This is a genomic window from Propionivibrio soli (genome assembly GCF_025770765.1).
GTDB classification, from domain to species: domain Bacteria; phylum Pseudomonadota; class Gammaproteobacteria; order Burkholderiales; family Rhodocyclaceae; genus Propionivibrio; species Propionivibrio soli.
Map to the genome: position 1 here is coordinate 1 of NZ_JANZKY010000017.1, position 24,006 is coordinate 24,006.

At 61.4% G+C, this 24,006-nt stretch carries 24 protein-coding genes; 15 read left to right on the top strand and 9 right to left on the bottom strand.

What is annotated here, in order from left to right; genetic code table 11:
* Positions 1-205 (bottom strand): alcohol dehydrogenase catalytic domain-containing protein (locus NZ453_RS18530; protein ID WP_263770531.1); only part of this gene is annotated, 205 nt, incomplete at its 3' end.
* Positions 206-214: 9 nt separating this feature from the next.
* Complete coding sequence (locus NZ453_RS18535) at positions 215-1,225, bottom strand: C-terminal binding protein (RefSeq protein WP_263772334.1); 1,011 nt, start codon at positions 1,223-1,225, stop codon at positions 215-217.
* Between the two features lie 225 nt (positions 1,226-1,450).
* Here NZ453_RS18535 and NZ453_RS18540 point away from each other — a divergent pair, with 225 nt between their 5' ends.
* Positions 1,451-2,467: a LacI family DNA-binding transcriptional regulator gene (locus NZ453_RS18540; protein WP_263772336.1), complete on the top strand. Its 1,017-nt coding sequence runs from the start codon at positions 1,451-1,453 to the stop codon at positions 2,465-2,467.
* A 240-nt stretch (positions 2,468-2,707) separates the two neighbouring features.
* On the opposite strand, the gene NZ453_RS18545 is transcribed toward NZ453_RS18540, so the two are convergent.
* Together NZ453_RS18545 and gcvA are read right to left on the bottom strand one after the other, a co-directional pair.
* On the bottom strand, positions 2,708-3,679 hold the full coding sequence (locus NZ453_RS18545; RefSeq protein ID WP_263772466.1) for a hypothetical protein: 972 nt from the start codon (positions 3,677-3,679) through the stop codon (positions 2,708-2,710).
* A gap of 139 nt (positions 3,680-3,818) precedes the next feature.
* A complete protein-coding gene (gene gcvA, locus NZ453_RS18550) occupies positions 3,819-4,862 on the bottom strand; it encodes a transcriptional regulator GcvA (RefSeq protein ID WP_263772337.1) in 1,044 nt (347 codons plus the stop codon).
* A gap of 120 nt (positions 4,863-4,982) precedes the next feature.
* Here gcvA and NZ453_RS18555 point away from each other — a divergent pair, with 120 nt between their 5' ends.
* The 3 genes from NZ453_RS18555 (at position 4,983) to NZ453_RS18565 (ending at position 7,917) form a co-directional block, all read left to right on the top strand.
* Positions 4,983-5,330 carry a DUF2917 domain-containing protein gene (locus tag NZ453_RS18555; RefSeq protein WP_263772340.1) on the top strand — a complete coding sequence of 116 codons (348 nt, stop codon included), beginning with the start codon at positions 4,983-4,985 and terminating at the stop codon, positions 5,328-5,330.
* 41 nt (positions 5,331-5,371) lie between these two features.
* A complete protein-coding gene (locus NZ453_RS18560) occupies positions 5,372-6,007 on the top strand; it encodes a glutathione S-transferase family protein (protein ID WP_263772342.1) in 636 nt (211 codons plus the stop codon).
* A 332-nt stretch (positions 6,008-6,339) separates the two neighbouring features.
* The gene (locus NZ453_RS18565; RefSeq protein WP_263772343.1) at positions 6,340-7,917 is read left to right on the top strand and encodes an esterase/lipase family protein; all 1,578 of its coding nucleotides are present in this window, start codon (positions 6,340-6,342) and stop codon (positions 7,915-7,917) included.
* Positions 7,918-7,938: 21 nt separating this feature from the next.
* On the opposite strand, the gene arfB is transcribed toward NZ453_RS18565, so the two are convergent.
* Complete coding sequence (gene arfB, locus NZ453_RS18570; protein ID WP_263772344.1) at positions 7,939-8,352, bottom strand: alternative ribosome rescue aminoacyl-tRNA hydrolase ArfB; 414 nt, start codon at positions 8,350-8,352, stop codon at positions 7,939-7,941.
* A gap of 38 nt (positions 8,353-8,390) precedes the next feature.
* Positions 8,391-9,419: a GGDEF domain-containing protein gene (locus NZ453_RS18575; protein ID WP_263772346.1), complete on the bottom strand. Its 1,029-nt coding sequence runs from the start codon at positions 9,417-9,419 to the stop codon at positions 8,391-8,393.
* A gap of 112 nt (positions 9,420-9,531) precedes the next feature.
* Here NZ453_RS18575 and NZ453_RS18580 point away from each other — a divergent pair, with 112 nt between their 5' ends.
* Entirely contained in the window at positions 9,532-9,966 is a 435-nt protein-coding gene (locus NZ453_RS18580; protein WP_263772347.1) for a putative toxin-antitoxin system toxin component, PIN family, read from the top strand.
* Between the two features lie 143 nt (positions 9,967-10,109).
* Here the strand turns inward: NZ453_RS18580 and yaaA are convergent, their stop codons facing one another.
* A complete protein-coding gene (gene yaaA, locus NZ453_RS18585; RefSeq protein ID WP_263772350.1) occupies positions 10,110-10,883 on the bottom strand; it encodes a peroxide stress protein YaaA in 774 nt (257 codons plus the stop codon).
* Between the two features lie 239 nt (positions 10,884-11,122).
* Here yaaA and NZ453_RS18590 point away from each other — a divergent pair, with 239 nt between their 5' ends.
* From NZ453_RS18590 to bioD, 6 genes are all read left to right on the top strand, one after another.
* Positions 11,123-12,298, top strand: coding sequence for a DUF2863 family protein (locus NZ453_RS18590; protein WP_263772351.1), 1,176 nt, complete (start codon positions 11,123-11,125; stop codon positions 12,296-12,298).
* Positions 12,299-12,307: 9 nt separating this feature from the next.
* Positions 12,308-13,633: an adenosylmethionine--8-amino-7-oxononanoate transaminase gene (locus NZ453_RS18595; RefSeq protein WP_263772352.1), complete on the top strand. Its 1,326-nt coding sequence runs from the start codon at positions 12,308-12,310 to the stop codon at positions 13,631-13,633.
* Positions 13,630-14,784 (top strand): 8-amino-7-oxononanoate synthase, encoded by a 1,155-nt coding sequence (gene bioF / locus NZ453_RS18600; protein WP_263772353.1) that lies wholly within the window; start codon positions 13,630-13,632, stop codon positions 14,782-14,784. Before NZ453_RS18595 ends, bioF begins: the two co-directional genes overlap by 4 nt.
* A complete protein-coding gene (bioH, locus tag NZ453_RS18605) occupies positions 14,781-15,596 on the top strand; it encodes a pimeloyl-ACP methyl ester esterase BioH (RefSeq protein ID WP_263772355.1) in 816 nt (271 codons plus the stop codon). The genes bioF and bioH overlap by 4 nt, the downstream gene beginning before the upstream one ends.
* Positions 15,589-16,374: a malonyl-ACP O-methyltransferase BioC gene (gene bioC / locus NZ453_RS18610; protein ID WP_263772356.1), complete on the top strand. Its 786-nt coding sequence runs from the start codon at positions 15,589-15,591 to the stop codon at positions 16,372-16,374. Before bioH ends, bioC begins: the two co-directional genes overlap by 8 nt.
* A gap of 153 nt (positions 16,375-16,527) precedes the next feature.
* Positions 16,528-17,196, top strand: a complete 669-nt coding sequence (bioD, locus tag NZ453_RS18615) for a dethiobiotin synthase (RefSeq protein WP_263772357.1) — start codon at positions 16,528-16,530, stop codon at positions 17,194-17,196.
* On the opposite strand, the gene NZ453_RS18620 is transcribed toward bioD, so the two are convergent.
* A complete protein-coding gene (locus NZ453_RS18620) occupies positions 17,193-17,555 on the bottom strand; it encodes an Hpt domain-containing protein (protein WP_263772359.1) in 363 nt (120 codons plus the stop codon). The genes bioD and NZ453_RS18620 overlap by 4 nt on opposite strands.
* A 109-nt stretch (positions 17,556-17,664) precedes the next feature.
* On the opposite strand from NZ453_RS18620, the gene NZ453_RS18625 reads away from it, so the two are divergent.
* The 4 genes from NZ453_RS18625 to NZ453_RS18640 all read left to right on the top strand — a co-directional run bounded on the left by NZ453_RS18625 (position 17,665) and on the right by NZ453_RS18640 (position 19,681).
* On the top strand, positions 17,665-18,204 hold the full coding sequence (locus NZ453_RS18625; protein ID WP_263772361.1) for a septation protein A: 540 nt from the start codon (positions 17,665-17,667) through the stop codon (positions 18,202-18,204).
* Positions 18,204-18,506 (top strand): YciI family protein, encoded by a 303-nt coding sequence (locus tag NZ453_RS18630; protein ID WP_263772362.1) that lies wholly within the window; start codon positions 18,204-18,206, stop codon positions 18,504-18,506. Before NZ453_RS18625 ends, NZ453_RS18630 begins: the two co-directional genes overlap by 1 nt.
* 17 nt (positions 18,507-18,523) lie before the next feature.
* A complete protein-coding gene (locus NZ453_RS18635) occupies positions 18,524-18,817 on the top strand; it encodes a BolA family protein (RefSeq protein ID WP_263772364.1) in 294 nt (97 codons plus the stop codon).
* A 78-nt stretch (positions 18,818-18,895) separates the two neighbouring features.
* The gene (locus NZ453_RS18640) at positions 18,896-19,681 is read left to right on the top strand and encodes a peptidylprolyl isomerase (RefSeq protein WP_263772365.1); all 786 of its coding nucleotides are present in this window, start codon (positions 18,896-18,898) and stop codon (positions 19,679-19,681) included.
* Positions 19,682-19,872: 191 nt separating this feature from the next.
* On the opposite strand, the gene purL is transcribed toward NZ453_RS18640, so the two are convergent.
* Entirely contained in the window at positions 19,873-23,790 is a 3,918-nt protein-coding gene (gene purL, locus NZ453_RS18645; RefSeq protein WP_263772366.1) for a phosphoribosylformylglycinamidine synthase, read from the bottom strand.
* Positions 23,791-24,006 lie beyond the last annotated feature (216 nt).

The following is a 24,006-nucleotide window of genomic DNA, read 5'->3' on the forward strand; positions in this document are numbered from 1 at the left end:
GCCCTTGGACGATGGTGCCGGCGAATTCGTGGCCCATGATGAGCGGGGCTTGGGCGCGCGGGTGCACGCCTTGGTAGATGATCATGTCGGAACCGCATACGCCGACGTAGGCGACCTTGATCAGGACCTCGCCCGGCCCCACCTCCGGGATCGCCCGCTCACCCACCTTCACCGCTTGCACCCCTTGGTATTCGATGCTCTTCATCTTCGCCCCCTACCAGCGGTTAACCCAGTTGGTCGGTGTGCCAGTGGTAAGTATTTCCACCGCGGCCTGGGCGGCTTTTTCCTGAATCGAGCGCACGCTAGCTTCCGAATACCAGCCGGTATGGTCGGTCAGGATTACGTTTTCTAGCCCGGTCAGCGGACAGTCGGCCGCCACCGGCTCCTTGTCGAGCACGTCGAGCGCAGCACCGAAGATCTTTCCCGCCTTCAGCGCCTCAGCCAGGGCCGCCGTGTCGATCAGCCCACCGCGAGAGGTATTGATGATGCATGTTTTCTCATTCATCAACCCGAGCGTCCGGGCATTGACCATATTCCGTGTTTCGGCGGTGGCCGGCGCATGCAGGGAAATGATGCTGGCCCGGCGGCAGATATTGTCGAAATCGGTCCGTTGCGCACCGAATTGCGCCGCGTATTCGTCGGTGATATAGGGGTCGTACACGAGAACTTCGCCGACACCGAAACCGCGCATGCGCTCAAGATAGGAGCGCGCGATCTTGCCGAATCCGACCAAACCCAACGTGGACCCGTTGATCCGATAGATGGGCTCCTTCTGGGCAATATTCCATTGCCCCGCCTTCACCTTCTCGTCCCGGGTGACGACCCGCCTGACAAGTGCCAATGTGAGCGCGGCCGCATGATCCGCCACTTCGATGTCGGCGCCATAGTCCGGAACATTCGCCACTTTGATGCCGCGTTCCCGCGCGGCATTTAGATCGATCGTATCAACTCCCACGCCATAGCGGACAATTCCGCTCCCTGCTTTTAAATGTCCAATAGCTTCCGCGTCGAGTACCGGGATATCGCGCACCATCACCACATCAAGTTCATCCAGCATTTCAAGCAGCTTGGCGCGGTCTCCTCCCCAGCGCAGCAGGCGCACTTCGGCGCCAAGCGGGGAAAGGATATCGGCTTCCACACTATGGTCGGCATACCCGGGTTCCGTGATCCCGACAATGGCTTTCCGCTTGTCGCTTCCCCCGCAACGGCACTGTTCCGCATTCATTTTCTTAGGCGCTCCACTTACGATTAGATTAGGGTCCAGAGATAAATAGATCGATCTAATTTTAGATCGATCTATTTATTAAATGCAACCCCATTTTCGCTATAATTTGGTGCGTGCACTGATACGGTCTTGCGGCAGGAATGCGGACCGCAAACGAAGAATCCAGAGGGAACCAACGCGTTTCAAGAAGAAACGGCAGGAAGTGGTTCTATTGCGAGGTGATTGGTGGTCACGCTCCTAGATGTCGCGAAGGTCGCCGGAGTATCCCGGGCGACGGTATCGCTGGTTTGCCGGGACAGCCCCCTCGTCGCCGAAAAAACGCGCAAGAAGGTCGAGCGGGCAATGGCCGAGGTCGGCTATGTCTATAACCGCAGCGCCGCCAACTTGCGCTCGTCATTCACCAATACGGTCGGCCTTATCATTCCGGACATCGCCAACCCGGTGTATTCGGACCTGCTGACCGGCGTCGAAGACGTCCTCACCCCCTTGGGCAAGGCCGTCTTTATCGCGGACACCAACGAGTCGGAGGAACGCCAAGCGCATCTGCTGCAAAGAATGCTCGAAATGCGCGTTGACGGACTCGTCATCAGTACGGTGGGCGGCACCACGGCCGAGGACCTGGCCCCTTACACGCGCATCGGCGTCCCGATCACGCAGGTGTTCCGGATGATCGAAGATGCGCCCTTCGATTACGCGGGGATCAACAATCGTCTCGGCTGCCGGCGTGCCGCCGAGCACCTGCTCGACCTCGGCCACCGGCATATCGGGTTCATCGGGAGCGCGGTATCGCCATCGGTGAACCAGGTACGCTACGGTGGATTCTGCGACGCCGTGAGAAGTCGCGATCTACCGGCGGAATCGATGCCGACGATTACTTGCAAACACACTTTCGGCGATGCCGCCGTGGCCGCCAAGAAACTGATTTCCTCGGCGGCGGCACCCACGGCGCTCGTCTGCTTCAACGACATCATCGCGTTCGGGGCAACCCTGGGCGTTTACGAACTTGGCTTGACACCCGGACTCGACGTCTCGCTGGTTGGTTTCGACGACATCGAGTCCGCAGCCAACTGGCGGCCGCCGCTGACAACCATGTCGATCGAGGCAAGGCAGATCGGACGCCATGCAGGCACCCTGCTCGCAAACCGGATCAAGGACCTCGACTTGCCGGTATGCAGCATGGTCTCAGAGGCTGTCCTGAAGCAACGCGAAACGACGGCGCCGCCGCGCAGGGCTGCTGTCTAGACGGCTCCTCCGCCCTCTCCCCTTTTCGACAGGAGCGACAACCAAAGCCGTCGGCCGCATGAAACCTTCTACACCTCAATGGCAACCACGTTGCAAGTCAGAGAGAATGCGTCCGCTTCATTCGGAGGGAATGCACGCGCTCACCGACGTCAAGCCAAGACCCGAATTGTGAGGGCAATCTGTGAGAGCAGTCGCTTTCCGGCTCGAAGCCAGCGTCGGCAAACGCCCAGGTCTCACCCCTCAGGCCGGCAATGGTGCCGGAAGCAGCGGGAGACGACCGGTCAACAGGTAGCCCTCACAGCGCTCGATGTACTCCCGCGTGCTTTTCGGCATCGGCGTGCGCGCACGCGCGATATAGAAGATCAGGTCGCGCCCGCTACGGATCAACTGCATTCCATCCGAGAGGTTGTAACGCGGGATGACGTGGCCGAGCACCACGGGTAGCGGGTGAGGAACGAAGTTACCGAGCCGCTCCGCCGCGGTCGCAAGCGAGGCCCACACGTCAAAGATGTCGGGGTCCGTGCGCAAAGTCTCGGTTTTCACTTTCGCCGCTTCGACAAACTCCCGAATGGGCGCTTCGACGCGTTCAAAGGCCGGAATACCGGTGAAATTCACGATCATCGCCTCGCCAATCCGGTCGATGTCGCGCATGGCCTGGCCGATCTTGATGTAGCGGCCTTCATAAAACTCCTCGATGGGAATCGAGAAGGCTCGGAAGGGTTCACCCCAGAGTTCGTCAATGCCCTCTTCGCCGCTTCGGTGGAGAACGCAGCGGCCAAGTTCCATGGCTTCCAGAAGGCAATGACCGCATTCGCGCATAAGCGGATCGTCGCTGCGGATTTCAATGCCGGCTGCCTGCAGCTCGACCAGCTTGCTAAAGATGTCGGTGGCACGGTTGAACAACGCACCAGCCAGCATGGCCGACTTGACGCGTTTGCGCGCCGGGTCTTTTTCTGCCGCGCAATTCTCGCGAGCCTCGGCGAGGCGACTACCCGGGATATTGAGGCCGTGCTCGGTGTGGTTGAAAAGACGCCGGGTGAGCGCTTCGATCAAGCGCCTCTTCGCTTCGAGCGAGTCAACCGGGACCGGGTAGGTCTTGATCCAATAACCATCGAAAAACACGCGTTCCCGGCCATCGATGATGCGCCGCGTGCCCTCAGCCAGCGGCTCATCATGCCGCGAGCATTTCTCAAGGTGGTGCACGTTCGTCATGGCAATTTGCCCGTCTTCGGTTTCGTCATTCACGACCGACTACAAGCAAAAACCATGCGGTTCACGCGCCATCCGGCAACCCGATGAATAAACGGTAAAAACCCGTGTTACCCGCCAAGTGTTGGCACGGCGCGCCTTATTATGGTGCAGCGCGCAACGCCCGTTCGCCCGCTTTAGGGGCGCGGCGTCGCAGCACCTTCGCACCTACGATGTTGGCGTCGTCCCCGCTCCGCTTTTCAACCGCTTCCTCAGCCAAACCGCCGAGCATCGGAAAAGCCGCCACGCGCTCCGCCATCCAAGCACGAAAGTCCGCTACCGCCGGTGTCTCGACCTTTTCCTTGCGGCAGACGAAGTAGTACGCGTTCTGCGACTCGACGTAAGCGCTGAAAGGCCGCACCAGGCGCCCAGCCACGATATCGTCGTACGCTAGGGACTGCCGGCCAAGACACAGCCCCTGGCCGGCCGCGGCCGCCTGCAACATCAGCGCCGAGTCGTTGAAGGTCACGCCGCGCTCGGGCTCGGCCGCGACGATGCCCGCGGCCGGAAACCACACGGACCATGGCTCGTTATCGGAGTGCAGCAACGGCGCGCCTTCGATTCCGGAACCGTCCCGCAACCCATAGCGCTTGGCGAACTCCGGAGAACACACCGGGAACAGCCAGTCGCGCATCAGGCATTCGCTGAACAGGCCCGGATAGCGCCCGCTGCCGAAACGGATCGCCACATCCACCTCCCCGCCCTTGAGATCGGCCAAGCGACACGTCGAATGAACTTCGACGTCGGTTTCGGGCCAGGCCGAGATGAAATCGCCGAGTCGCGGCAGCAGCCAGCGTGCGGCAAATGACGGAATCGTGCTGACACGCAGGCGTTTGCGTTCGCCAGTCGTGAAGGCTAGCGTCGCCTCCTCGATCTCGCGAAACGCTCCCTCGATCCGCCTGGCGTACTCCGCAGCTTCTTCGGCAAGGCTCAACCCGCGCCCGTTGCGTTCGAACAACGTCATCCCGAGTTCTTCCTGCAGCGCACGGATCTGGTGGCTGACGGCGCTATGGGTGAGGTGCAGCGCTTCCGCCGCCCGCGAGACGCCGCCGTAACGAGCGACGGCCATGAACGCGCGCAGCGCGCCCAACGACGGTGTGCGAGGAAAGTCGGGGGTGTCAGTATTCGTGGCCAGCAAGTTTGACATGTGAACTAAACTAACATTATTTTGAAATAAATGTCGATTGAAATCGCACGACTCCGACTGGACAATTGTTCCGTAGCAGCGTTTTCCATGCCTTTCCGGCCCACGCAAGGAGTATGCGATATGTTACGCAGATCGACCTACCTGCAGTTCAATCTGAATGACGCCGAGGTGATCGCCTTGAGCGGGAGCGCCGACGAATTGCATTGCCTGAGCGGCGAGATCTGGCTCACGGAAGAGAACAACCGGCGCGACGTCGTTTTACGCGCAGGGCAATTCCGGCACCTCAGCCGGCAAGGAAAAACGGTTGTTCAGGCCATCGGTGCCGCCGGCAAAGCGGCCTTCCAGCTCCGGCAGAACGCCTTCCCGCCTTCGCTCCTCGAACGCTTGTTCTGCCGGGCACGAGCAATCATTGCGCGCGGTAAGGAATTTGCAACCACTTCCAGCGGTCGTACGAAACATTGCATTTAGTCGGTTTTCCCAACCCGTGAGTTTGGTACGAAAGGAACGCGATGAACGACACCAAGAATCACTTCCTGCTCGGATTGTTCGATTCTCCTTATGTGCGGCGTGTGGCGATCGCCATGAGTTACTACGACATTGCGTTCGACCACCAATCGCTTTCCGTCTTTCGCCACGTGGAAGCGATGACGCCGGTGAATCCCCTGCTGCGCGTACCACTGCTCATTACGCCGGAAGGCGATCGTCTGCACGAAAGCGCGTTCATCCTCGATTACCTCGACGACGTGGCTCTTGGGTTGGGCAAAACGACGCTGATTCCCGCCGCCGGGCGAGCGAGGATGCGCGTCTGGCAACATGCGGCGCACGGACAAGCGGCTGCCGACAAGGCAGCCGCGATCTACTATGAGCAGCGGCGGCCAGCGGACAAGCAGTGGCCGGACTGGCTCAACCGGCTGCGATCGCAGTTCAATACGGCAATGCAACTTTTGGAAGATGCGTTGCGGGGCGAACGTTTCGTCGAGGGCTTGCTTACTCATGCGGACATCATGGCTGCCGTGGCCGTATCGTTCGTACGCTACACGATCCCAGACGAGTGGACGCCTGGGCGCTTCCCTAAACTGGAGGCTTTGACGCGCGAGCTCGAAGAAACGCCGGCGTTCCGCGCCGTTCCGATCGACAAGTCCTAAGCGCCCCCTGCCCGCCAAGCCGGGTCGGCGCCAGGATGTAATTCCGCGCACGGCCCGTCCCCACCTCGTGGCCCCGATTCTCTTCTCCGGGGATCGGGCGTCGCCTTTTGCCAAGCCGCTAACCGAGGTGTCCCAGGCCCATTGCTCAGCCTTTACGCATTTTCCATTCCATCCCTGGAAACAAAAACGAGGCCTCGACTTCCTGGCGTTCATGGTGACCATCTGCTAGGTTGAGGGGACGCCGTTGTCATCATTCGGCGTTTGCCGCGTCGGTCGCACGCGCTTCGCCGGAAAAACCCCGTCGTTTGTTCCTTGCATTCGCGGAGGTCGCCATGCCGGATACATCGCATCACCCGTTTCATCCGATCATCTACGTACGCGGCTTTGCCGGCACACAGGGTGAGATCGAGGACACCGTGGCCGACCCGTACATGGGATTCAACATCGGCTCGACGAAATGTCGCCAAGCGTGGACGGGCGAGATCAAGCGCTACTTTTTCGAATCGCCGCTCGTCCGCCTGATGCGCGACTATGACTACAACGACGTGTTCGTGGACGGCGTCGATCTCGTCGCCGTCGAACAGGCCCAGGAAGGCGTCGCCTACCGCAGCATCATCATCTTCCGCTATTACGACGAGGCCAGCGAGGACTTTGGGAGCGGCCAGACGCCGCCGATTGAACACTTCGCCCGCGGTCTCGACACGCTGATCCTCCGGCTGCGCGACAAGATTTGCGCTAACCCGAAGAACGGCGTGACGCCGGAGAGTTTTCGCGTCTATCTCGTCGCGCACTCGATGGGTGGCCTGATCTGCCGAGCCTTCCTGCAAAATCCGAAGCTCGGTAGCGCACAAGCGCGTGCCGCCGTGGACAAACTGTTCACCTACGCGACCCCGCACAACGGGATCGATATGCGCATCGTGCGTAACGTCCCGGGGTGGTTGTCGTTCGGTGACGCCAACAATTTCAACCGCGAACGCATGGCCAGCTATCTTGGTTTGCCGGCGGGGGACGACGTTTCAATCGTCCGTGGCTTTCCGCCTGAACGCATCTTCAACCTCGTCGGCACCAACCCGCGTGACTACACGGTATTCGGAGGAATCTCGGCTTGGGGCGCCGGTGACGCAAGCGATGGACTGGTGCGCATCGAGAACGCTACCACGCACGGCTCAGACGCGGACGGCGAGGACGTCCAATCGCCCCGCGCTTTCGTGCATCGCAGCCATTCCGGGCACTATGGGATTGTCAATTCAGAGGAGGGGTACCAGAACCTGACACGCTTCCTGTTCGGCGTTTTGCGCGTCGACGGTATCCTCGATATCGACGACATCAGCCTGCCCGTCGAAGTGCAGAAGGAACTCGACGCCGGGCGCACCGTGCGCGCTTCCTATCAAATCGAGCTGGCGGTAAGTATTCGCGGATTTCATTGGCATATCACGCGCCGTGAAGTCCGCGAACACTCGGCAATTTTCCGCACCTATGCCGAACTATTTCCCGGGGCCGACCGCACGCGGCGGCCGCCGGACCGATCACGCAGCCCGCACCTGTTCTCGGTGTTTCTCGATCCGAGACACAGCGTCAAGAACTCGGGGGCGGTCAGTTTCGCGCTCGACCTGAAGGTTCTCGTTCCCGACTACGAGGTCGACGGAAAGCTCTTTCTGACTCGTCACTACGAAGGCGGATACATCCTGCGCGATCTCATCCTCGTCGAGGCGGTACCCGACGGCAAGGCGGTCAACGGCTGGCGCATCAAATACGGATTTCAGGGCGACAATCCCGGGAAACCGGGGCTTGATGCACCGACACAGCCATTCGACGGGAATGAAGGCCTCGCCTTCGAGATTCCGATCACGCAGCGTACGCGGCCCGGCGTTCAAGGGAGACTGCGCATCGAAGCACGGCCTTGGCATTGAATTTCGCCCCGTGCCAAGCCGTCAGTATTCGCTTACGCGCGCCCGCTGTACCTTGACCAGTCCGCGCTTGACCTTCGCATCGACACGCTTCTTTCGGGCTGTTGAGGAAGGGCGCGTCGGCCGGCGAACGGCGGGAACCTCCGCGGCGCGGGCAATCAGTTCGCGTAGGCGGGTCAGCGCGTCGGTCCGGTTACGCTCGAGACTGCGGTGCTGCTGAGCCTTGATCACGACCACGCCGTCCTCGGTAATACGCTGGTCGCGCAGCAATAGCAATCTCGATTTCAGATCATCGGGCAACGACGAAGCACGCACGTCGAACCGCAGATGGACGGCATTCGAAACCTTGTTGACGTTCTGGCCACCGGCGCCCTGTGCTCGGATTGCCGAAATTTCGACTTCGTCTTCGCACAACGCGATTCGAGGAAACTGACTCACGGAACGGCTTCCGGCAAGGGCTATTGGAAATGTGGTAATCAGCCGAACAGGGCGTCGATGTCGAAATCGTCGGTAGCCGGCGTCTCCGCGACCGACGGCTTGACGATCGCACCTTCGGCCACCAGCCGCTCGTAACAGCGCACCTGATTGCGACCGTTCTCCTTGGCGTAATACAGCGCCTCGTCAGCCCGTCCAACCACGTCCGTTGGCACATCCCGGTTCGTCACGGCGGTAAAACCGATCGAGCACGTTACCTTTCCGACCTGGGGAAACTCGTGATTTTCGACGGAAATGCGAAAACGGTTGAAACTCGTTGCCGCCAGAGCCTCGTCCTGTGCGTTGAGGATGACAACAAATTCCTCGCCACCGAAACGGAAAAGTCGATCCCCGCCGCGGAAGGTCTTGCGCATCAGATCGCCCATGCGCAACAGCACTTCGTCGCCGAACAGGTGGCCGAACGAGTCATTGACGCGCTTGAAATGGTCGACGTCGATCACGCACAACCAGGCCGGCGAACCGGCTTCGAGATGATCGCGCCGGTCTTCGAAATCATCGTCCGGCGTTTCGATCGACGACGACGTCAGCAGACGGTCGAAGGTTTCGTCGAAGGTCTTGCGGTTGAGCAGGCGCGTCAGCGTATCGAGTTCGCTGTAATCGAGAAGCTTGATCTGACTACCGTAGATGCGCGCCAGGCTGGCAATTTCTTCGGCATACTCGTCGCTGTCCGCCTGGTCGACGTCGTAAGCCAAGATCAGTTGTTCGCCGCTCAGTTCCGATGGCTGCAACATAATCGCACCGCAATTACGTCCGCTCAGGCAACGCGTCACCAGCCGCCCGTCGTTGCGTACTTCCTCAAGGAACGACGGCCACAGGGAAACGGCCGACCGCATGATCGTCGGCCCGGAAAAAAGACGAAGAACGGGTTCGCCCTGCGGCTCTCGCCAGAAAATGCCAACATCCGCATCTCCCCGGAGCAGCGAAACAACGGCCTTTAGCAAGGCACGTGGCAGCTTGTCCCGATCTCTGCAGGCGGAAATCGCTTCAATGTTCTGCAGCAGAGGCAACACGGTCTTGTGCTTTCAGAAACACCCGAAGGACAACCAACTGTGACAATCGCGCAATTCTATGTGTGTATGATGCACAGGACAACTCCCAAGATCATCATTTTTTGGAACTATTTTGCGCCTGATTCTGGACACGAACGTCGTCTTGGACATTCTGTTCTTCGCCGATCCCCGATCGGCCCCCCTATACGACGCGCTGCTCAGCCGCCGTTCGATTTGCTTCACCGACGCCCCCTGCTTCGCCGAACTCGAACGCGTGACGACGTACCCCGAATTTGCGCTCGATGCGGCCGCCCGCACCGATCTTCTCCAGCGCTACCGGTGCCTTGCCAGCGCCTGCGAACCGGTTTCCGGCGAGACCTTCATCATACCGACGTGCCGCGACCCCGACGATCAGAAATTCTTGGTCCTTGCCGCCCGTAGCCAAGGCGATCTGCTGATCACGCGCGACAAGCATCTACTCAAGCTGTCCCGTCATCGGCGCATTCCGCCGCCCTGCCCGATCGTCACGCCGGAAATTGCCTGCCGCCACCCGACGCTCTGCAACTAAAGACGACTCGCGAGGAACTCGATAGACGGCTGCGGCGTTTCTCTTTTTTCTATGCCTTTGTACCGGCGATAGCGCGCCGAGCACGGAGCAGGACTGAGAAACAGCTATCGTCGCCATGCCATCACGCCTTGGCTGCGTATGTTCTATTTCGACCGCCGCCGGAAGACCCAACGCAAATCATCCGAGGCCTCGGCGACGAACGCGTATCCGTCTTCGGAAAATTCACGCAATCCGAGCGCCTCTTCGAGACGGCGGGTAATCGCAAAGCGCGCCATCTTGCCGCGCGCTCGTTTCGCAAACAATCCGAGGACCTTGTACTTGCCGCCGCTCCAGTCCTCAAACACAGGCTGAATCGGTGGCACGGCCAACTTGTCGGCCCTCACCGCCCGGAAATACTCCTCTGACGCAAGATTGACCACTGCCTCAGCCGAAATATCACGCGCCGCTTCATTCAGAGTTTTGGTAAGGCGTTCACCCCAGAACTCGTACAAGTCCTTGTGACCCGGGGTGGGAAGCTTGATGCTCATCTCGAGGCGATACGCCTGAATGAGGTCGAGAGGCCGCAGCACGCCATACAAACCCGAAAGGATGCGCAAATGCGACTGCGCATATTCCAGATCTCCCTCACCGAATGTTCGTGCGGCGAGCCCGTCGTAAACGTCGCCGTTAAAAGCGAGCATCGCTTGTTTGGCGTTTGAGGGCGAGAACGGCGGCTTCCATGCGGCAAACCGCTCTGCGTTGAGAACAGCCAGCCGATCGCTGATGCCCATCAGTGTCCCTATCTCCGCTGGCGAGAGCTTGCGCAGACGCGCCATCAACTTACGGGACTGTTCGAGCAGCACCGGCTGTGAAAAAGCGGAGGTGCCCGAAGGCGTTTCGAAATCGAGTGATTTGGCAGGAGAGAGGAGAATTAGCATGTTTTGGAGTTTTTTTGCTTACGGTCGGAAACGAACATCGCTGGGAAAAAAGCACGCCGCCTGCATTGTAGCTAAGGGCAGCCCCCGCGTTCCGCGATGGCGAGAGCCAAGACTCCGTCTGTTTCTCCTTTGGAATGTCATGCCCCTCGCACCCGGAACTCCCGAGCCACAGGCCTGGCGAGCGCGGAGGCGCCCCCGTCTTGTACAATAGTGGATTGCTTCTTCGTCCAACGGCCACTATGAAACGTAATCGCCTCTCTTCCCGCAAACGCATCTCGGCCGACGCCAACGAACTCAGCCGCCTGGCGACCGGCTTGGCCGAATCCGGCGGACGACTCGAGGACGCCTTTTGGGAAAAACAGCTTTCGGAATTGGTCACGTCGCTGCTGCGCACAGGGGCCGAGGACGACCTGAATGCGTCGCTCGATCGTCTGTTCGATTCACACGCGGAAGCGCACGACGACCTGGCGGACATCATTGAAGCTTGCGCCGAGTCCTGCGTCATGTCGCACCAAGGAGAGGATTTCGACGTGCTGTTGTTCAACGTCCCCTTGCTCGCCTGGTCGCGTTTCTCGATTCCCGCCGGGACGATACCCAAGGCGACGCTGCAGACGCTGAAGGTGCAACTCGGCGCGCACGTCTTTTCGGCGCAGGCGCGCATTGCGCTCGCCGACTACCTGTACAGCCCTGACCAACTGCCGCGTACGTTCGTCGACACCTGGCAGCTGATGCGCGACCTCGGTGCGGCGGCGCTCGCCAACGCGTCGTTGAAGCTCGATGTTTCCACCCTGCCCGAAACGAATCAGTTCCTTTCCGATACCCGCTACCTTCTGGGCGCTATTGCCGTGCCGCGGGGTACGGCGATTTTTCGCTGGAACGAATCGGACGAGAGCACGCGCGAATCGGCACTCAAGGAATGGGTCAAGCAGGGCAGTCCCAGCTTGGAGCCGCTGCTCACCGGGTGTGCTTTCCAGCCCTTGCTGGCCGATGCCTATCACGCCGCCTGCCGCGCCGCCGACATGGCCTCCCGCCCGTATTCGCTTCGGGCGTCGGTCGCTTTCCTGCAAACGACGCTCGGCAAACCGGCCGAATCGCTGCGCGCCGTAGTCGGCGCGTTCCACGATAAACGCCTGGAGGAATACCGGATCGGCTTCGGCCCGCGCGATGGCGACGCGATTTACCACGGCGTTGTGTGGCCGCTGCTCGGTGCGGAAGACGAAAGCACGGATGTCGTCGGCGAAGTCGAAAGCCTGCTGCGCGAGTCGGGCATCAAGGAAGTAGTTATTCACACCCAGCGCTTCCCGTTCGAATTCTGCGACGACTGCGGCGCACCGCTCTACCCGAACATGGATGGCGAAAGCGTCCACGCCGAGATGCCGGAACAGAACAACGCGCCTTCACAGACTTTGCATTGAGTCGATCCGATGAAAAATTCCGAGTTGCTGCGTCGAAGCCTGGCTGCCGTATGGCATCCATGCACTCAGATGAAGCAGCACGCTGGCGGCGAACTGCCGATGATTCCCGTCGCGCGCGGCGAGGGCGCGTGGTTGTACGATTTTGACGGCCGACGTTACCTTGACGCCATCAGCTCGTGGTGGGTGAATCTCTTCGGTCACGCCAACCCGCGTATCAACGCGGCGTTACGCGAGCAACTCGACGAACTCGAACATGTCATCCTCGCCGGTTTCACACACCGGCCAGTGGTCGAGTTGTCTGAACGATTATCGGCATTGGCCGGCGGGACGCTCGGTCATTGTTTCTTCGCCTCTGACGGCGCCTCGGCCACCGAAATCGCGCTGAAGATGTCCTTTCATAGCTGGCGCAACCGCGGTCTCGAAAAGAAGCAGGGCTTTTTGTGCCTCGAAGGCGGCTACCACGGCGAAACGGTCGGCGCTCTCGCCGTCACCGATGTCGCGATCTTCAAGGACGCCTACGCACCGCTGGTGAGGGCGGCGGCCACCGTTCCATCCCCGGACGCGCGAAAAGCGCGCGATGGCGAAACGCCAGCCGACGTGGCGCGCCGGACGGCTGCCGAACTCGAACGATACTTGGCTGAACACCATGAGACGCTCGCCGCCTTCATCGTCGAGCCGCTGATCCAATGCGCCAGCGGCATGGTGATGTACGACCCCGAATACCTGCGTCTGGCACGCGCGCTCTGCGACCGCTATCAGGTGCATCTGATCTGCGATGAGATTGCTGTCGGCTGCGGGCGCACCGGAAGCTTTTTTGCACACGAACAAGCGGGCATCCGGCCGGACTTCCTCTGCCTTTCGAAAGGCATCTCCGGCGGCTACTTGCCGCTCTCGATCGTGCTCACCACAGATGCGATCTACGAGGCGTTCTACGATGACGCGACGGCGCGTGGTTTTCTCCACTCGCATTCCTATACCGGTAACGCGCTCGCCTGCTGCGCGGCGCTCGCTACGCTGGACATCTTCGCCGCCGACCGAGTGCTCGTCGAAAACCAGGCACGCGCCGTGAAGCTCGCCGCCATGCTGGCGCCACTGGCCGAACGTCCGTACGTGCGTAACATTCGCCAACGCGGGATGATTGCCGCCTTCGATGTCGACACCGCGGATGCCGGCTTTTCCCGGCGTTTCTATCGTGCCGCACTGGATCGCGAAACCCTGCTGCGGCCGATCGGCACAACGGTTTACGTGATGCCGCCCTACATCGTGGACGACGAAGAAATCGCGCACCTCGGGCGAAGCATCGCCGGTGCCTTGGAGGACGCGTTACCCGCATGATCTGGGAAGAACTGCAGCAGCAGATCGATGCACGGGAGCGTGACGGCCTGCAGCGTCGCCGGCGAACCCTCGAAGCGCCCTGCGGACCGCTAGCGCGTGTGGATGGGCGCGACCTGATCAGCTTTTGCAGCAACGACTATCTCGGTCTGGCCAACGATCCGGCCCTGATCGAAGCGGTTTGTGTCGGAGCACGCACCTGGGGCGTGGGTAGCGGCGCTTCTCACCTCGTGAGCGGCCACCTCGCTGCTCACGAACAACTGGAATGCGAACTCGCTGCATTCACCGGTTTCCCGCGCGCCCTGCTGTTCTCGACCGGCTACATGGCGAACCTCGGCATCGTTCCCGCACTGGTCGGGCGCGGGGATGCCGTCTTCGCCGACCGGCTCAACCACGCCTCCCTGATCGACGCGGTCCAGCTTTCGCGAGCCGAGCACCGCCGTTATCCGCATGCAGACGTACCTGCTCTCGTACGGCTGCTTGAGGCGAGTACCGCCAAACGCAAGCTGATCCTCACCGACGCCGTATTCAGCATGGATGGGGACATTGCCCCCCTGGCCGAACTGCTGGAGATCGCCGAGCGCTTCGATGCTTGGCTGGTCGTCGACGACGCACACGGCTTCGGCGTCCTCGGCCCACAGGGGAGAGGCAGCGTAGCGCATTGCGGACTGCCGATCAGCGAACGTCTCATCTACATGGGAACGCTGGGCAAGGCGGCAGGCGCTTCCGGTGCCTTCGTCGCCGCATCGGAACTCGCGGTCGCGTGGCTGCTGCAGACGGCCCGCACCTACATCTTCACCACTGGCGCCAGTCCGCTGATTGCCTGCGCGCTTTCCGCGAGCCTCCGGCTCATCGAACACGGCGATGCGCGTCGGTCGCAACTTGTTCGCCTCGCCGCGCAATTGCGCGCAGGGCTCGCCGGCACGCGCTGGCGGCTCCTCGATTCACCCACCGCCATTCAACCGGTGATCATCGGCGACAACCACGAAGCCCTGCGCGTCGCCGCGTCGCTCTACGACCGCGGCCTTTGGGTGCCGGCGATCCGCCCGCCAACAGTGGCGAAGGGAACGGCCCGGTTGCGCGTATCGCTCAGCGCCGCCCATACCGAGGCGCACGTCGCGAAACTCGTCGACGCCTTGCGGGATCTGGCATGACTCGAACCGCTTCCCTGTTGCGGATCACATCCGTCGGAACTTCCGAGACGACATCGCCAACAGCCGGCGACCTCGTCCTGATCCACGGCTGGGGGGTCAACCGCAGGGCGTGGAACAGCGTGCTCCCGAACCTGGCCGACCACTTCCGGGTGCACCTCGTCGATCTGCCGGGCTATGAACCGGCCACCGAACACGACGCTCACGCCTCTACCGCGCCTTCATTCGCGGACACGGCGGATGCACTCGCGGCCGCCGTACCGGACGGTTGCATCGTCTGCGGCTGGTCGCTTGGCGCCCTGCTCGCGCTGCAAGCCGCCGCGTTGATGCCCTCGCGTATCGCCAAGCTTGTCCTCGTCGGCGGTACCCCACGCTTCACACAGGACACCGACTGGCCGGCCGCCCAACCGGAGACCGTTCTGAAAGCCTTCCAAGATGCCCTAGGCGGTGATCCGGATGGCGTACGGCAACGTTTCGTCGCGCTGTTCAACCAAGGCGATTCGCGGGCTCGAAGCATTGCACGCGACCTCAACCGCTTGCTGGCGGAAAGCCCAACGCCGGAGCCGAGGTTCCTGCTCGCCGGTCTCGATTGGCTGCGCGATACGGACCTACGGCCGCTCGTCCGCTCAGTGCAGCAACCGGTGCTGCTCGTTCATGGTGAGCGCGATCCGTTGATGCCTCCGTCGGCAGCGCGCTGGCTCCACGACACCCTTCCGCAAGCGAAACTCGAGGTCTTCCCCGACGCAGCGCACGCGCCCTTCCTCCATGACCCGGAACGTTTCGGCCGTTCAGTGCGGAATTTCTGCCATGCCTGATCCTTCACTGAAACAGCGCGTTCGAGAATCCTTCGACCGGGCGGCGGAAACCTACGACGGCGCCGCCGTGGTGCAGCGCCGGGTCTGCGATCGCCTCCTGGAGGAACTCGTTGGCTTTCACGCCGCCATTCCCGGAACCATTCTCGATGCAGGATGCGGCACGGGTTATGGCGCCGGAATACTGGGCGCGCGCTGGCCGAACGCTCAAATCGTCGTCGCCGATTTCGCCCCGGCCATGGTCCGGCAGGCACGCCGCGGACACACGTTCTGCTGTGCAGCCGACATCGAGCACTTGCCATTCCGCGCGCAAGCCTTCGATGTGTGGTGGTCGAGCCTGACGGTTCAGTGGTGCGACCTGGCCACCACATTTACCGAGGCGGCAAGGGTACTCCGGGCAGGCGGCGCACTAGCCGTGAGCACGCTGGGGCCGGCAACGTTCCACGAACTGCGCGATGCGTTCTCCGGGGTAGACCAATACCGCCATACCTTGCCGTTCAGCGAGCCGGATCGCATCGCCGCGGTGCTGGAGACGGCTGGGTTGCAAAAGGTGATGCTGAAACGCGAAACGCACACCGTGTTCTACCCCGATTTGAAGGCGCTGCTTCGCGCCGTCAAGGATATCGGCGCAAACAATGTGGGCGACAACGGACGTAGCGGCATGTTCGGGCGCCGCGCTTGGCAACAGGTGCAGACCGCTTACGAGCGGCATCGTACGGCGGAGGGACTGCCGGCAAGTTACGACGTCGTCCTCGCCTGCGCCGAAAAAGCCGGCAACTAGAAGACGATCGGAACCCAGGTATCGGATGCCCAACTAGCGCCAAGATAACATGGGCCAACAATGCCGAGGCCAGCGACTACAATGTGGGGCGGAACATAAGATCGTTTTCCTGCTGGTCAATTCAGACCCCGTGCCCACCGTACGGAAACCAAAATGAATTCAACAACGCCACGCGCCTGGTTCATCACCGGTACCGACACGGAAGTCGGCAAGACCTTCACCACCTGCGCTTTGCTGCGCAATCTATGCGGCAGAGGTGTGCGCGCCGTCGGCATGAAGCCCGTCGCCGCCGGCACGGATGCCGCCGGACGCAACGAGGACGTTGAATCCCTGATGGCCGCGTCGTGCTTCAAGGCGCCGCATGAGCTCGTCAATCCCTACCTCTTCTCGCCGCCGATCGCGCCGCACATCGCGGCCGAAGAGGCCGGCCGCCCGATCGAACTCGACAGCATCGTCGTCGCCTTCAAGGAATTGCGTCGCATGGCCGACGCCGTGCTGGTTGAGGGCGTGGGCGGATTCTGCGTCCCACTCGGTCCGCACATCGACGCTGGAGATTTGGCCGAACGACTCGATTTGCCCGTCATTCTGGTGGTCGGCATGCGGCTCGGCTGTATCAATCACGCGCTGCTCACGCAGGAAGCGATTGCCGCCCGCGGTCTCGAACTTGCCGGCTGGGTCGCCAACCGCATTGACCCGCACATGAGTCGGTTCGAGGAGAATCTCGAAGCCCTGTGCGCGCGTATGAGCGCGCCACTGCTGGGGACGATACCGGCCAACACGACGCCCGAAGAGGCTGCCTCCCGACTGGAGTTCCCGCTTTAGTTAGCGCCCGCCGCTCGTCGCGCATCTTCTGTGAGAGCCGCCGCCAGCGACCGCACAGACCGACACAGTTCGTCCGCCAGCGCCTGCGCGCCTTCAAGCATTCCGGATGTAGCGGATGATTCGAGACGTTGAGCGAGTTGCCGCCCGGCCTCGTGAGAAAAAGTGGCCAACATACTCTTCACCGTATGCGCCTCGCGCCGCACGGCGGTCGCATCACCGGAAGCAACCGCGTCGGTCAGCGCCCGGCAGTAGTTCTCGCTTTCCGCGGCGAACAACGTGGCGGCATTGGCGAAGAGCTCTTCGTCACCGCCCAGGCGTTCCAGAGCGTCGCGGCGGTCGTAAATTTCGGTTTCCTTCACGTTTCCCTCGTCCTCGTCAAACAAGCGTCGTCGATTTTCAGTCAGACCTCAATCGTGGACGCCCCTCGCCCGTTCGGACATAATCCGCAAAATTCTACCCGGTTGCCCCATGAAATTTCTTTTCGACCTCTTCCCCATCATTCTCTTCTTCGCCGCCTTCAAGCTGGGCGGCATTTACGTAGCCACTGTTGTTGCGATCGTCGCCACTTTCCTGCAAATCGCCTGGGTGTGGCTGAAACACCGCAAGGTGGACGCGATGCTGTGGGTCAGTCTGGTCGTCATTACCGTGTTCGGTGGAATGACCCTTTATTTCGGCAACGAGACGTTCATCAAGTGGAAACCGACCGTCCTTTATTGGACGTTCGCATGCGCCCTCGCCGGAAGCGCAGTGATTCTTAAAAAGAACCTCATCCGTGCGCTGCTGTCGGAGCAGTTTGAAGCCCCCGAGAACGTTTGGAACCGCCTCAACTGGTCTTGGGTGGGCTTTTTTGCCTTCATGGGATTTGCAAATCTCGCCGTCGCCTTCTTCCTCAACGTATCGACGGAAATCTGGGTAGATTTCAAGGTTTTCGGCGGGATCGGATTCACGCTCTTGTTCGCGCTCGCGCAGGGGCTCGTACTGTCGAAATACATCGAGGAAAAAGAATAGTGCTTTACGCGATCATTGGAGAAGATCTTTCTGACGCATTGCCGCGCCGCCTGGCGGCGCGTCCGGCGCACCTTGAACGTCTGCGTGCCCTGCAGATTGAGGGACGCTTGATTGTCGCCGGCCCTTGCCCGGCCATCGATGCTCCCGACCCCGGCCCGGCCGGTTTCTCGGGTAGCGTCGTGATCGCCGAGTTTCCATCTCTTGCCGACGCACGTGCCTGGGCCGACGCCGACCCCTATGTCGCCGCCAACGTCTACGCCAAGGTAACCGTCAAGCCATTCAACAAGGCGCTGCCCGCGTAATGGCCGTAATGTCGGGAATGTCTGAGCAGCCTCCGGGGAAAAGTCCCGAGGACGTCGAACACCTGCTTCGTCAGCGCCTGGAGTTTCTCCACCCGGTGGCATTCGAGTTGATCGATGATTCGGCCCACCATGCCGGACACGCGGGTGCGCGCGGTGGAGGCCATTACCGCCTGCGCATCGTTTCCGCGGCCTTTGCCGGTCATTCAAAGATTGCCAGGCACCGGCTGATTTATGGTGCCCTGGACGAATTGATGCGTAGTAGAATCCATGCGTTAAGCATCGAGTCTTTGACGCCTGAAGAGGCGATATGAACTTTCAAGTTTCAGCTTTATCTCAATAACGGGGGCCTGATGATGCTCCGGTCCCGTACAACACAAGGAATGCCACACATGTATAAGCTCTCGAAACTCGCGGTTGCGCTGCTCGCTGGCGCCACGATCTCGGCGCCTTTGCTGGCCGCCGGAAACGCTTTCGTGACCGTGAACGGAGTCCCCGTCTCGCAAAGCATGGCTAACGTGTTCATCAACGAGCAGAAGGCGCAGGGCGCGCCCGACACGCCGGAACTGAAGAACGCCGTGCGCGAAGAACTGATCCGTCGCGAGCTTCTCGTGCAGGAAGCCAAGAAAGCCGGCCTCGACAAGAAGCCCGAGATCGCCGCGCAAGCCGAAGCCGCTCGCCAAGCCTTCTTCGTGCGCGCCTACGTCCAGGAATACCTGAAGAAGAACCCGATCAGCGAGGCGCAGTTGCGCGCGCAATACGAAACGATCAAGACGCAGATGGGCGCGACCGAATACAAGGCGAGCCACATCCTGGTCGCCAGCGAAGACGAAGCGAAGTCGATCATCGAGGATTTGAAAAAAGGCACCAAGTTCGATGAACTGGCTAAGAAATCGATCGACCCGGGCTCCAAGGACAACGGCGGCGATCTCGGTTGGGCTAGCGCCGGCAATTTCGTCAAGCCGTTCAGCGATGCGCTGACGACGTTGGAAAAGGGTAAGTACACCGAAACGCCGGTGAAGTCGGAGTTCGGCTACCACGTGATTCAGCTTGAAGATACGCGTCCGCTGAGCGCCCCTGCATTCGAAGAAGTGCAGCCTCGCCTGATGCAGCAGGCGCAGTCGCAACAGATCAACAAGATGATCGAAGACCTGCGCGCCAAAGCCAAGGTTCAGTAATCCGCCGTACGACTGTCTGAACAAGAAAACGCCGGGAGAATTCCCGGCGTTTTTGTTTGCGTTGCTCCGTTGCTCTCTTGCACTACCCACCGCTCAGGAGGGGCAAGAAACCGAAGCGCTCCGTCCGATGGTTTTCTTCGCCCCCGGTCGCGGCCCTTGGTTGCCTTTCACTCGCCAAGGGCCACCCGCCCTCACCCCACCCAGCGGCGCGCATTGCGGAACATGCGCATCCACGGCGAGTCCTCGCCGTGCTCATCAGGGTGCCATGACATCTGCACGGTACGGAACACGCGTTCCGGGTGCGGCATCATGATCGTGAAACGGCCATCGGCCGTCGTCACACCGGTAATACCGGCTGGCGAACCATTCGGGTTGTACGGGTACACCTCGGTGGGATTACCCGCATTGTCGAGATAGCGCATCGCCACCAGCACTTTCGCCTGTTGCTCGGCCGAGTCGAACTCGGCGCGGCCTTCGCCGTGCGACACGACGATCGGCATGCGGCTGCCCACCATGCCTGCGAAGAACAGCGACGGTGATTCGGGAAGTTCGGCCATCGTAAAGCGCGCCTCGAACTGCTCCACCTTGTTGCGCTCGAACCGCGGCCAAGCGTCGGCTCCGGGAATCAATTCCTTCAATGCGCTCATCATCTGACAACCGTTGCATACGCCCAACGCAAAGGTATCGCTGCGTCCAAAAAACGCCGAGAACTCGTCGCGCGCGCGGGGGTTGAAGAGGATTGTGCGCGCCCAGCCCTTGCCAGCCCCGAGCACATCGCCGTAAGAAAAGCCGCCGCAAGCGACGGCGCCCTTAAAACCCGCTAGCGAGACGCGCCCGGCGAGGATGTCGCTCATATGCACATCGACGGAAGCGAAACCGGCGCGGTCGAACGCGGCCGCCATTTCGATCTGGCTATTAACGCCCTGCTCGCGCAGGATCGCCATTTTCGGGCGGGCACCCGTGGCGATGAACGGCGCCGCGATATCCTCCTGCGGTTGGTAGGTCAGCTCGACCGAAAGCCCCTTGTCGCCCCCATCCAGCAGGCGGTCGTACTCCTGCTGCGCGCACTCCGGATTGTCGCGTAGCGACTGCATGCGGTAGCTCGTTTCCGACCAGGCGCGGTGCAGATCGACGCGTTTTTCCGACAAGACGGCGTCGGCCTTGCATATCACACGCAGCTCATCGCCCTGATCCGGAGCGCCAATGACGCGTGCCGCGAGTCCGGCCATCTGCAATGTCGACAGCACCGTATTGCGTACCGACCGGCGCACCTGCACGACAGCGCCAAGCTCCTCGCTGAACAACGCCCTCAACTGGCCATCGTGCGACCCGTCGCATAAGCCGTTGAGGTCGAGCGTCATGCCTCCGCGTGAAGCGAAGGCCATCTCGGCGGCGCAGGCGAACAGTCCGCCGTCCGAGCGGTCATGGTACGCCAGCAGCAAGCCGTCATTGGCCAGCTTCTGCACCGTGGTGAAAAACGCGGCTAGCTTTTCTGGCGTATCGACATCCGGACCGTCCGTTCCGGTCGCGTTGAAAACTTGCGCCAATGCCGAACCACCGATGCGATTCCGCCCCTCGCCCAGATCGATCAGGATGAGGTCGGTGTCGCCGATGTCGAGTTGAAGCTGCGGTGTCAGCGTGCGCCGAGCATCCTGTACCGGAGCGAACGAACTGACGATCAGCGACAGCGGCGCCACGACCTGCTTCGCTTCGCCGTTGTCATCCCATGCCGTCCGCATCGACAGCGAATCCTTGCCGACAGGAATCGACACCCCGATCTTCTGGCACAGGTCGGACACTGAGCGCACCGTGTCGAACAGCCGTGCGTCTTCGCCCGGCACACCGGCCGGCGCCATCCAGTTGGCCGAGAGTTTGACGTCGCCGAGCTTGGCGATGCGGGCTGCGGCGATATTGGTTAGCGCTTCGCCCACCGCCATCCGGCCCGACGCCGGCGCGTCGAGGATCGCTATCGGGGTGCGTTCGCCCATGGCGAACGCTTCACCGCGCAAGGTATGGAAGCCCATCGTCGTCACCGCCACGTCGGCTACCGGTACCTGCCAGGGACCAACCATCTGGTCGCGCGCCGTCATGCCGCCGACCGAACGGTCACCGATCGAGATGAGGAACGTCTTGTCGGCCACGGCCGGCAAGCGCAATACGCGGTACGCGGCGTCCTTGATATCGATGGAAGACGAATCCAAGGCCTCGGCGACATTCGGCAGACGCGTCACGTCGCGCGTCATTCGGGGCGGCTTGCCGAGCAAGGCGTCCATGTCCATATCCACTGGCTTGTTGCCGAAGTGGCGGTCGGCCACCACCAACCGGTTGTCGTCGGACGCCGTGCCGACGACGGCGAACGGACAGCGCTCACGCTCGCACATCGCTTCGAATTCGGCCAAGCGGCTCGGGGGGATCGCCAGAACGTACCGCTCCTGCGACTCGTTGCTCCAGATTTCCGCCGGCGACATACCCGGTTCTTCAATATGCACGTCGCGCAATTCAAAGCAGGCACCGGCACCACCGCCGTGCGCCAGTTCCGGGAAGGCGTTGGAAAGGCCGCCTGCGCCGACGTCGTGGATCGACAGGATGGGGTTGCCGTCTCCCGGCTGGGCGATGTCCTTCTTCGGTGCGCCGAGCTGCCAGCAACGGTCAATGACTTCCTGTGCCCGCCGCTGCATCTCGGGGTTGCCGCGCTGTACGGAAGCAAAATCGAGGTCTTCGGCATTGGCGCCCGTACTCATCGAGCTCGCAGCACCGCCGCCAAGGCCGATCAACATGCCGGGGCCGCCAAGCTGGATGAAGAACGTGCCGGGCGCGAACTTCGGCTCCTTGTGCGCCTGGCTGTCGGAAATGTTGCCGACGCCGCCGGCGACCATGATCGGCTTGTGATAACCGCGTACGACGGCACCGGAGCCCTCGCCGACACGCTGCTCGTAGGTGCGGAAATAGCCGGCGAGGTTCGGGCGACCGAACTCGTTGTTGAATGCTGCCGCACCGATCGGCCCGTCGAGCATGATCGATAACGCGGAAGCAATGCGCGACGGCCGCCCGTACGGCGCCATTTCCGCTTCCCACGCCTGAATGGCTTCCGGGAGGTATAGATTGGAGACCGAGAACCCGCACAGGCCGGCTTTTGGCCTGGACCCACGCCCTGTCGAGCCTTCGTCACGAATTTCGCCACCGGAACCCGTGGCGGCACCGGGGAACGGTGAAATCGCCGTCGGGTGGTTGTGGGTCTCGACCTTCGCAAGAATATGCGTGAGGTCCTTATGGTAAGCATAACTACCGTCTGCCCCGGGATAGAAACGCTCGACTTCCGTTCCTTCGAACACCGACGAGTTGTCCGAATAAACGACGACATTGCCTTCCGGATGCGCCGCATGCGTCTCACGGATCATGCCGAATAACGTTTCCTTCTTGGCCTCGCCGTCGATGATCCACGACGCGTTGAAGATCTTGTGCCGGCAGTGCTCGGAGTTGGCCTGGGCGAACATCATGAGTTCGACGTCGGTCGGGTTGCGTCCCGTCTTGGCCGCAAAGAGGTCGACGAGGTAGTCGATTTCATCCTCAGACAAGGCCAGCCCTAACCGCGTATTCGCTTCGACCAGAGCGCTGCGACCGCCGCCCACGACGTCAACGGTGCTCATCGGTTTCGGCGTGAAGTGACGGAACAGTTCGGCGGTGTCGTCGAAGCGGCTCAGCACCGCCTCGGTCATACGGTCATGCAGCAACGCCGCAATCGCCGCGCGTTGCGCGTCGCCCCCTCCTTCAATGCGAAAAGCGATGCCGCGCTCGATGCGCTCGATCGCAGCAAGGCCGCAATTCCACGCAATGTCCGTCGCTTTCGACGACCACGGCGAGATCGTGCCGACGCGCGGCGTGATGAGGAATAGAACGCCTTTTTGTTCCGCAACTGGCCTCTCTTCGAGCAACGCCGCAAGTTGCTGCCGACCTTCGCCTGCCAACGCCGCTTTCAGCTTCACGAAATGCCAGTACTCGGCACTGACCACCCTGGCGGTCGGCGCCAACGCCTGGATGCGTTGCTGCAAGCCCTGCAGTCTGAAGATCGAATAAGCGGGAGCCCCGCGCAAGAAAAGGATGTCGGCCATGGTCTGCTAGGGAAAGCGTTGAGGAAGAGGAGAACCGCAAAAACTGCTTGAAAACAACAGCAAGGCGGCATTATAGCCGACCCGGGCATTTCCCGGCCCGCAAGGGATAGTTCGAACTGCGCTCACCTGCCATCCAGCGCAGGAAACAGATGGCAGGGTTCAAGACGTAACCGAAATGCAATATGCAATGACTAGCGTATGGGTTTTCTCTCACCA

What these genes read in the sequence shown, in the direction of transcription:
- NZ453_RS18635 (WP_263772364.1), top strand. Translation starts at nt 18,524, where the DNA reads ATGTCTGAGCAGCCTCCGGGGAAAAGTCCCGAGGACGTCGAACACCTG.
- NZ453_RS18590 (WP_263772351.1), top strand. Translation starts at nt 11,123, where the DNA reads ATGAAACGTAATCGCCTCTCTTCCCGCAAACGCATCTCGGCCGACGCC.
- bioH (WP_263772355.1), top strand. Translation starts at nt 14,781, where the DNA reads ATGACTCGAACCGCTTCCCTGTTGCGGATCACATCCGTCGGAACTTCC.
- NZ453_RS18565 (WP_263772343.1), top strand. Translation starts at nt 6,340, where the DNA reads ATGCCGGATACATCGCATCACCCGTTTCATCCGATCATCTACGTACGC.
- NZ453_RS18640 (WP_263772365.1), top strand. Translation starts at nt 18,896, where the DNA reads ATGTATAAGCTCTCGAAACTCGCGGTTGCGCTGCTCGCTGGCGCCACG.
- NZ453_RS18545 (WP_263772466.1), bottom strand. Translation starts at nt 3,679, where the DNA reads ATGACGAACGTGCACCACCTTGAGAAATGCTCGCGGCATGATGAGCCG.
- bioF (WP_263772353.1), top strand. Translation starts at nt 13,630, where the DNA reads ATGATCTGGGAAGAACTGCAGCAGCAGATCGATGCACGGGAGCGTGAC.
- NZ453_RS18555 (WP_263772340.1), top strand. Translation starts at nt 4,983, where the DNA reads ATGTTACGCAGATCGACCTACCTGCAGTTCAATCTGAATGACGCCGAG.
- yaaA (WP_263772350.1), bottom strand. Translation starts at nt 10,883, where the DNA reads ATGCTAATTCTCCTCTCTCCTGCCAAATCACTCGATTTCGAAACGCCT.
- NZ453_RS18560 (WP_263772342.1), top strand. Translation starts at nt 5,372, where the DNA reads ATGAACGACACCAAGAATCACTTCCTGCTCGGATTGTTCGATTCTCCT.
- bioC (WP_263772356.1), top strand. Translation starts at nt 15,589, where the DNA reads ATGCCTGATCCTTCACTGAAACAGCGCGTTCGAGAATCCTTCGACCGG.
- NZ453_RS18595 (WP_263772352.1), top strand. Translation starts at nt 12,308, where the DNA reads ATGAAAAATTCCGAGTTGCTGCGTCGAAGCCTGGCTGCCGTATGGCAT.
- NZ453_RS18625 (WP_263772361.1), top strand. Translation starts at nt 17,665, where the DNA reads ATGAAATTTCTTTTCGACCTCTTCCCCATCATTCTCTTCTTCGCCGCC.
- NZ453_RS18535 (WP_263772334.1), bottom strand. Translation starts at nt 1,225, where the DNA reads ATGAATGCGGAACAGTGCCGTTGCGGGGGAAGCGACAAGCGGAAAGCC.
- bioD (WP_263772357.1), top strand. Translation starts at nt 16,528, where the DNA reads ATGAATTCAACAACGCCACGCGCCTGGTTCATCACCGGTACCGACACG.
- gcvA (WP_263772337.1), bottom strand. Translation starts at nt 4,862, where the DNA reads ATGTCAAACTTGCTGGCCACGAATACTGACACCCCCGACTTTCCTCGC.
- purL (WP_263772366.1), bottom strand. Translation starts at nt 23,790, where the DNA reads ATGGCCGACATCCTTTTCTTGCGCGGGGCTCCCGCTTATTCGATCTTC.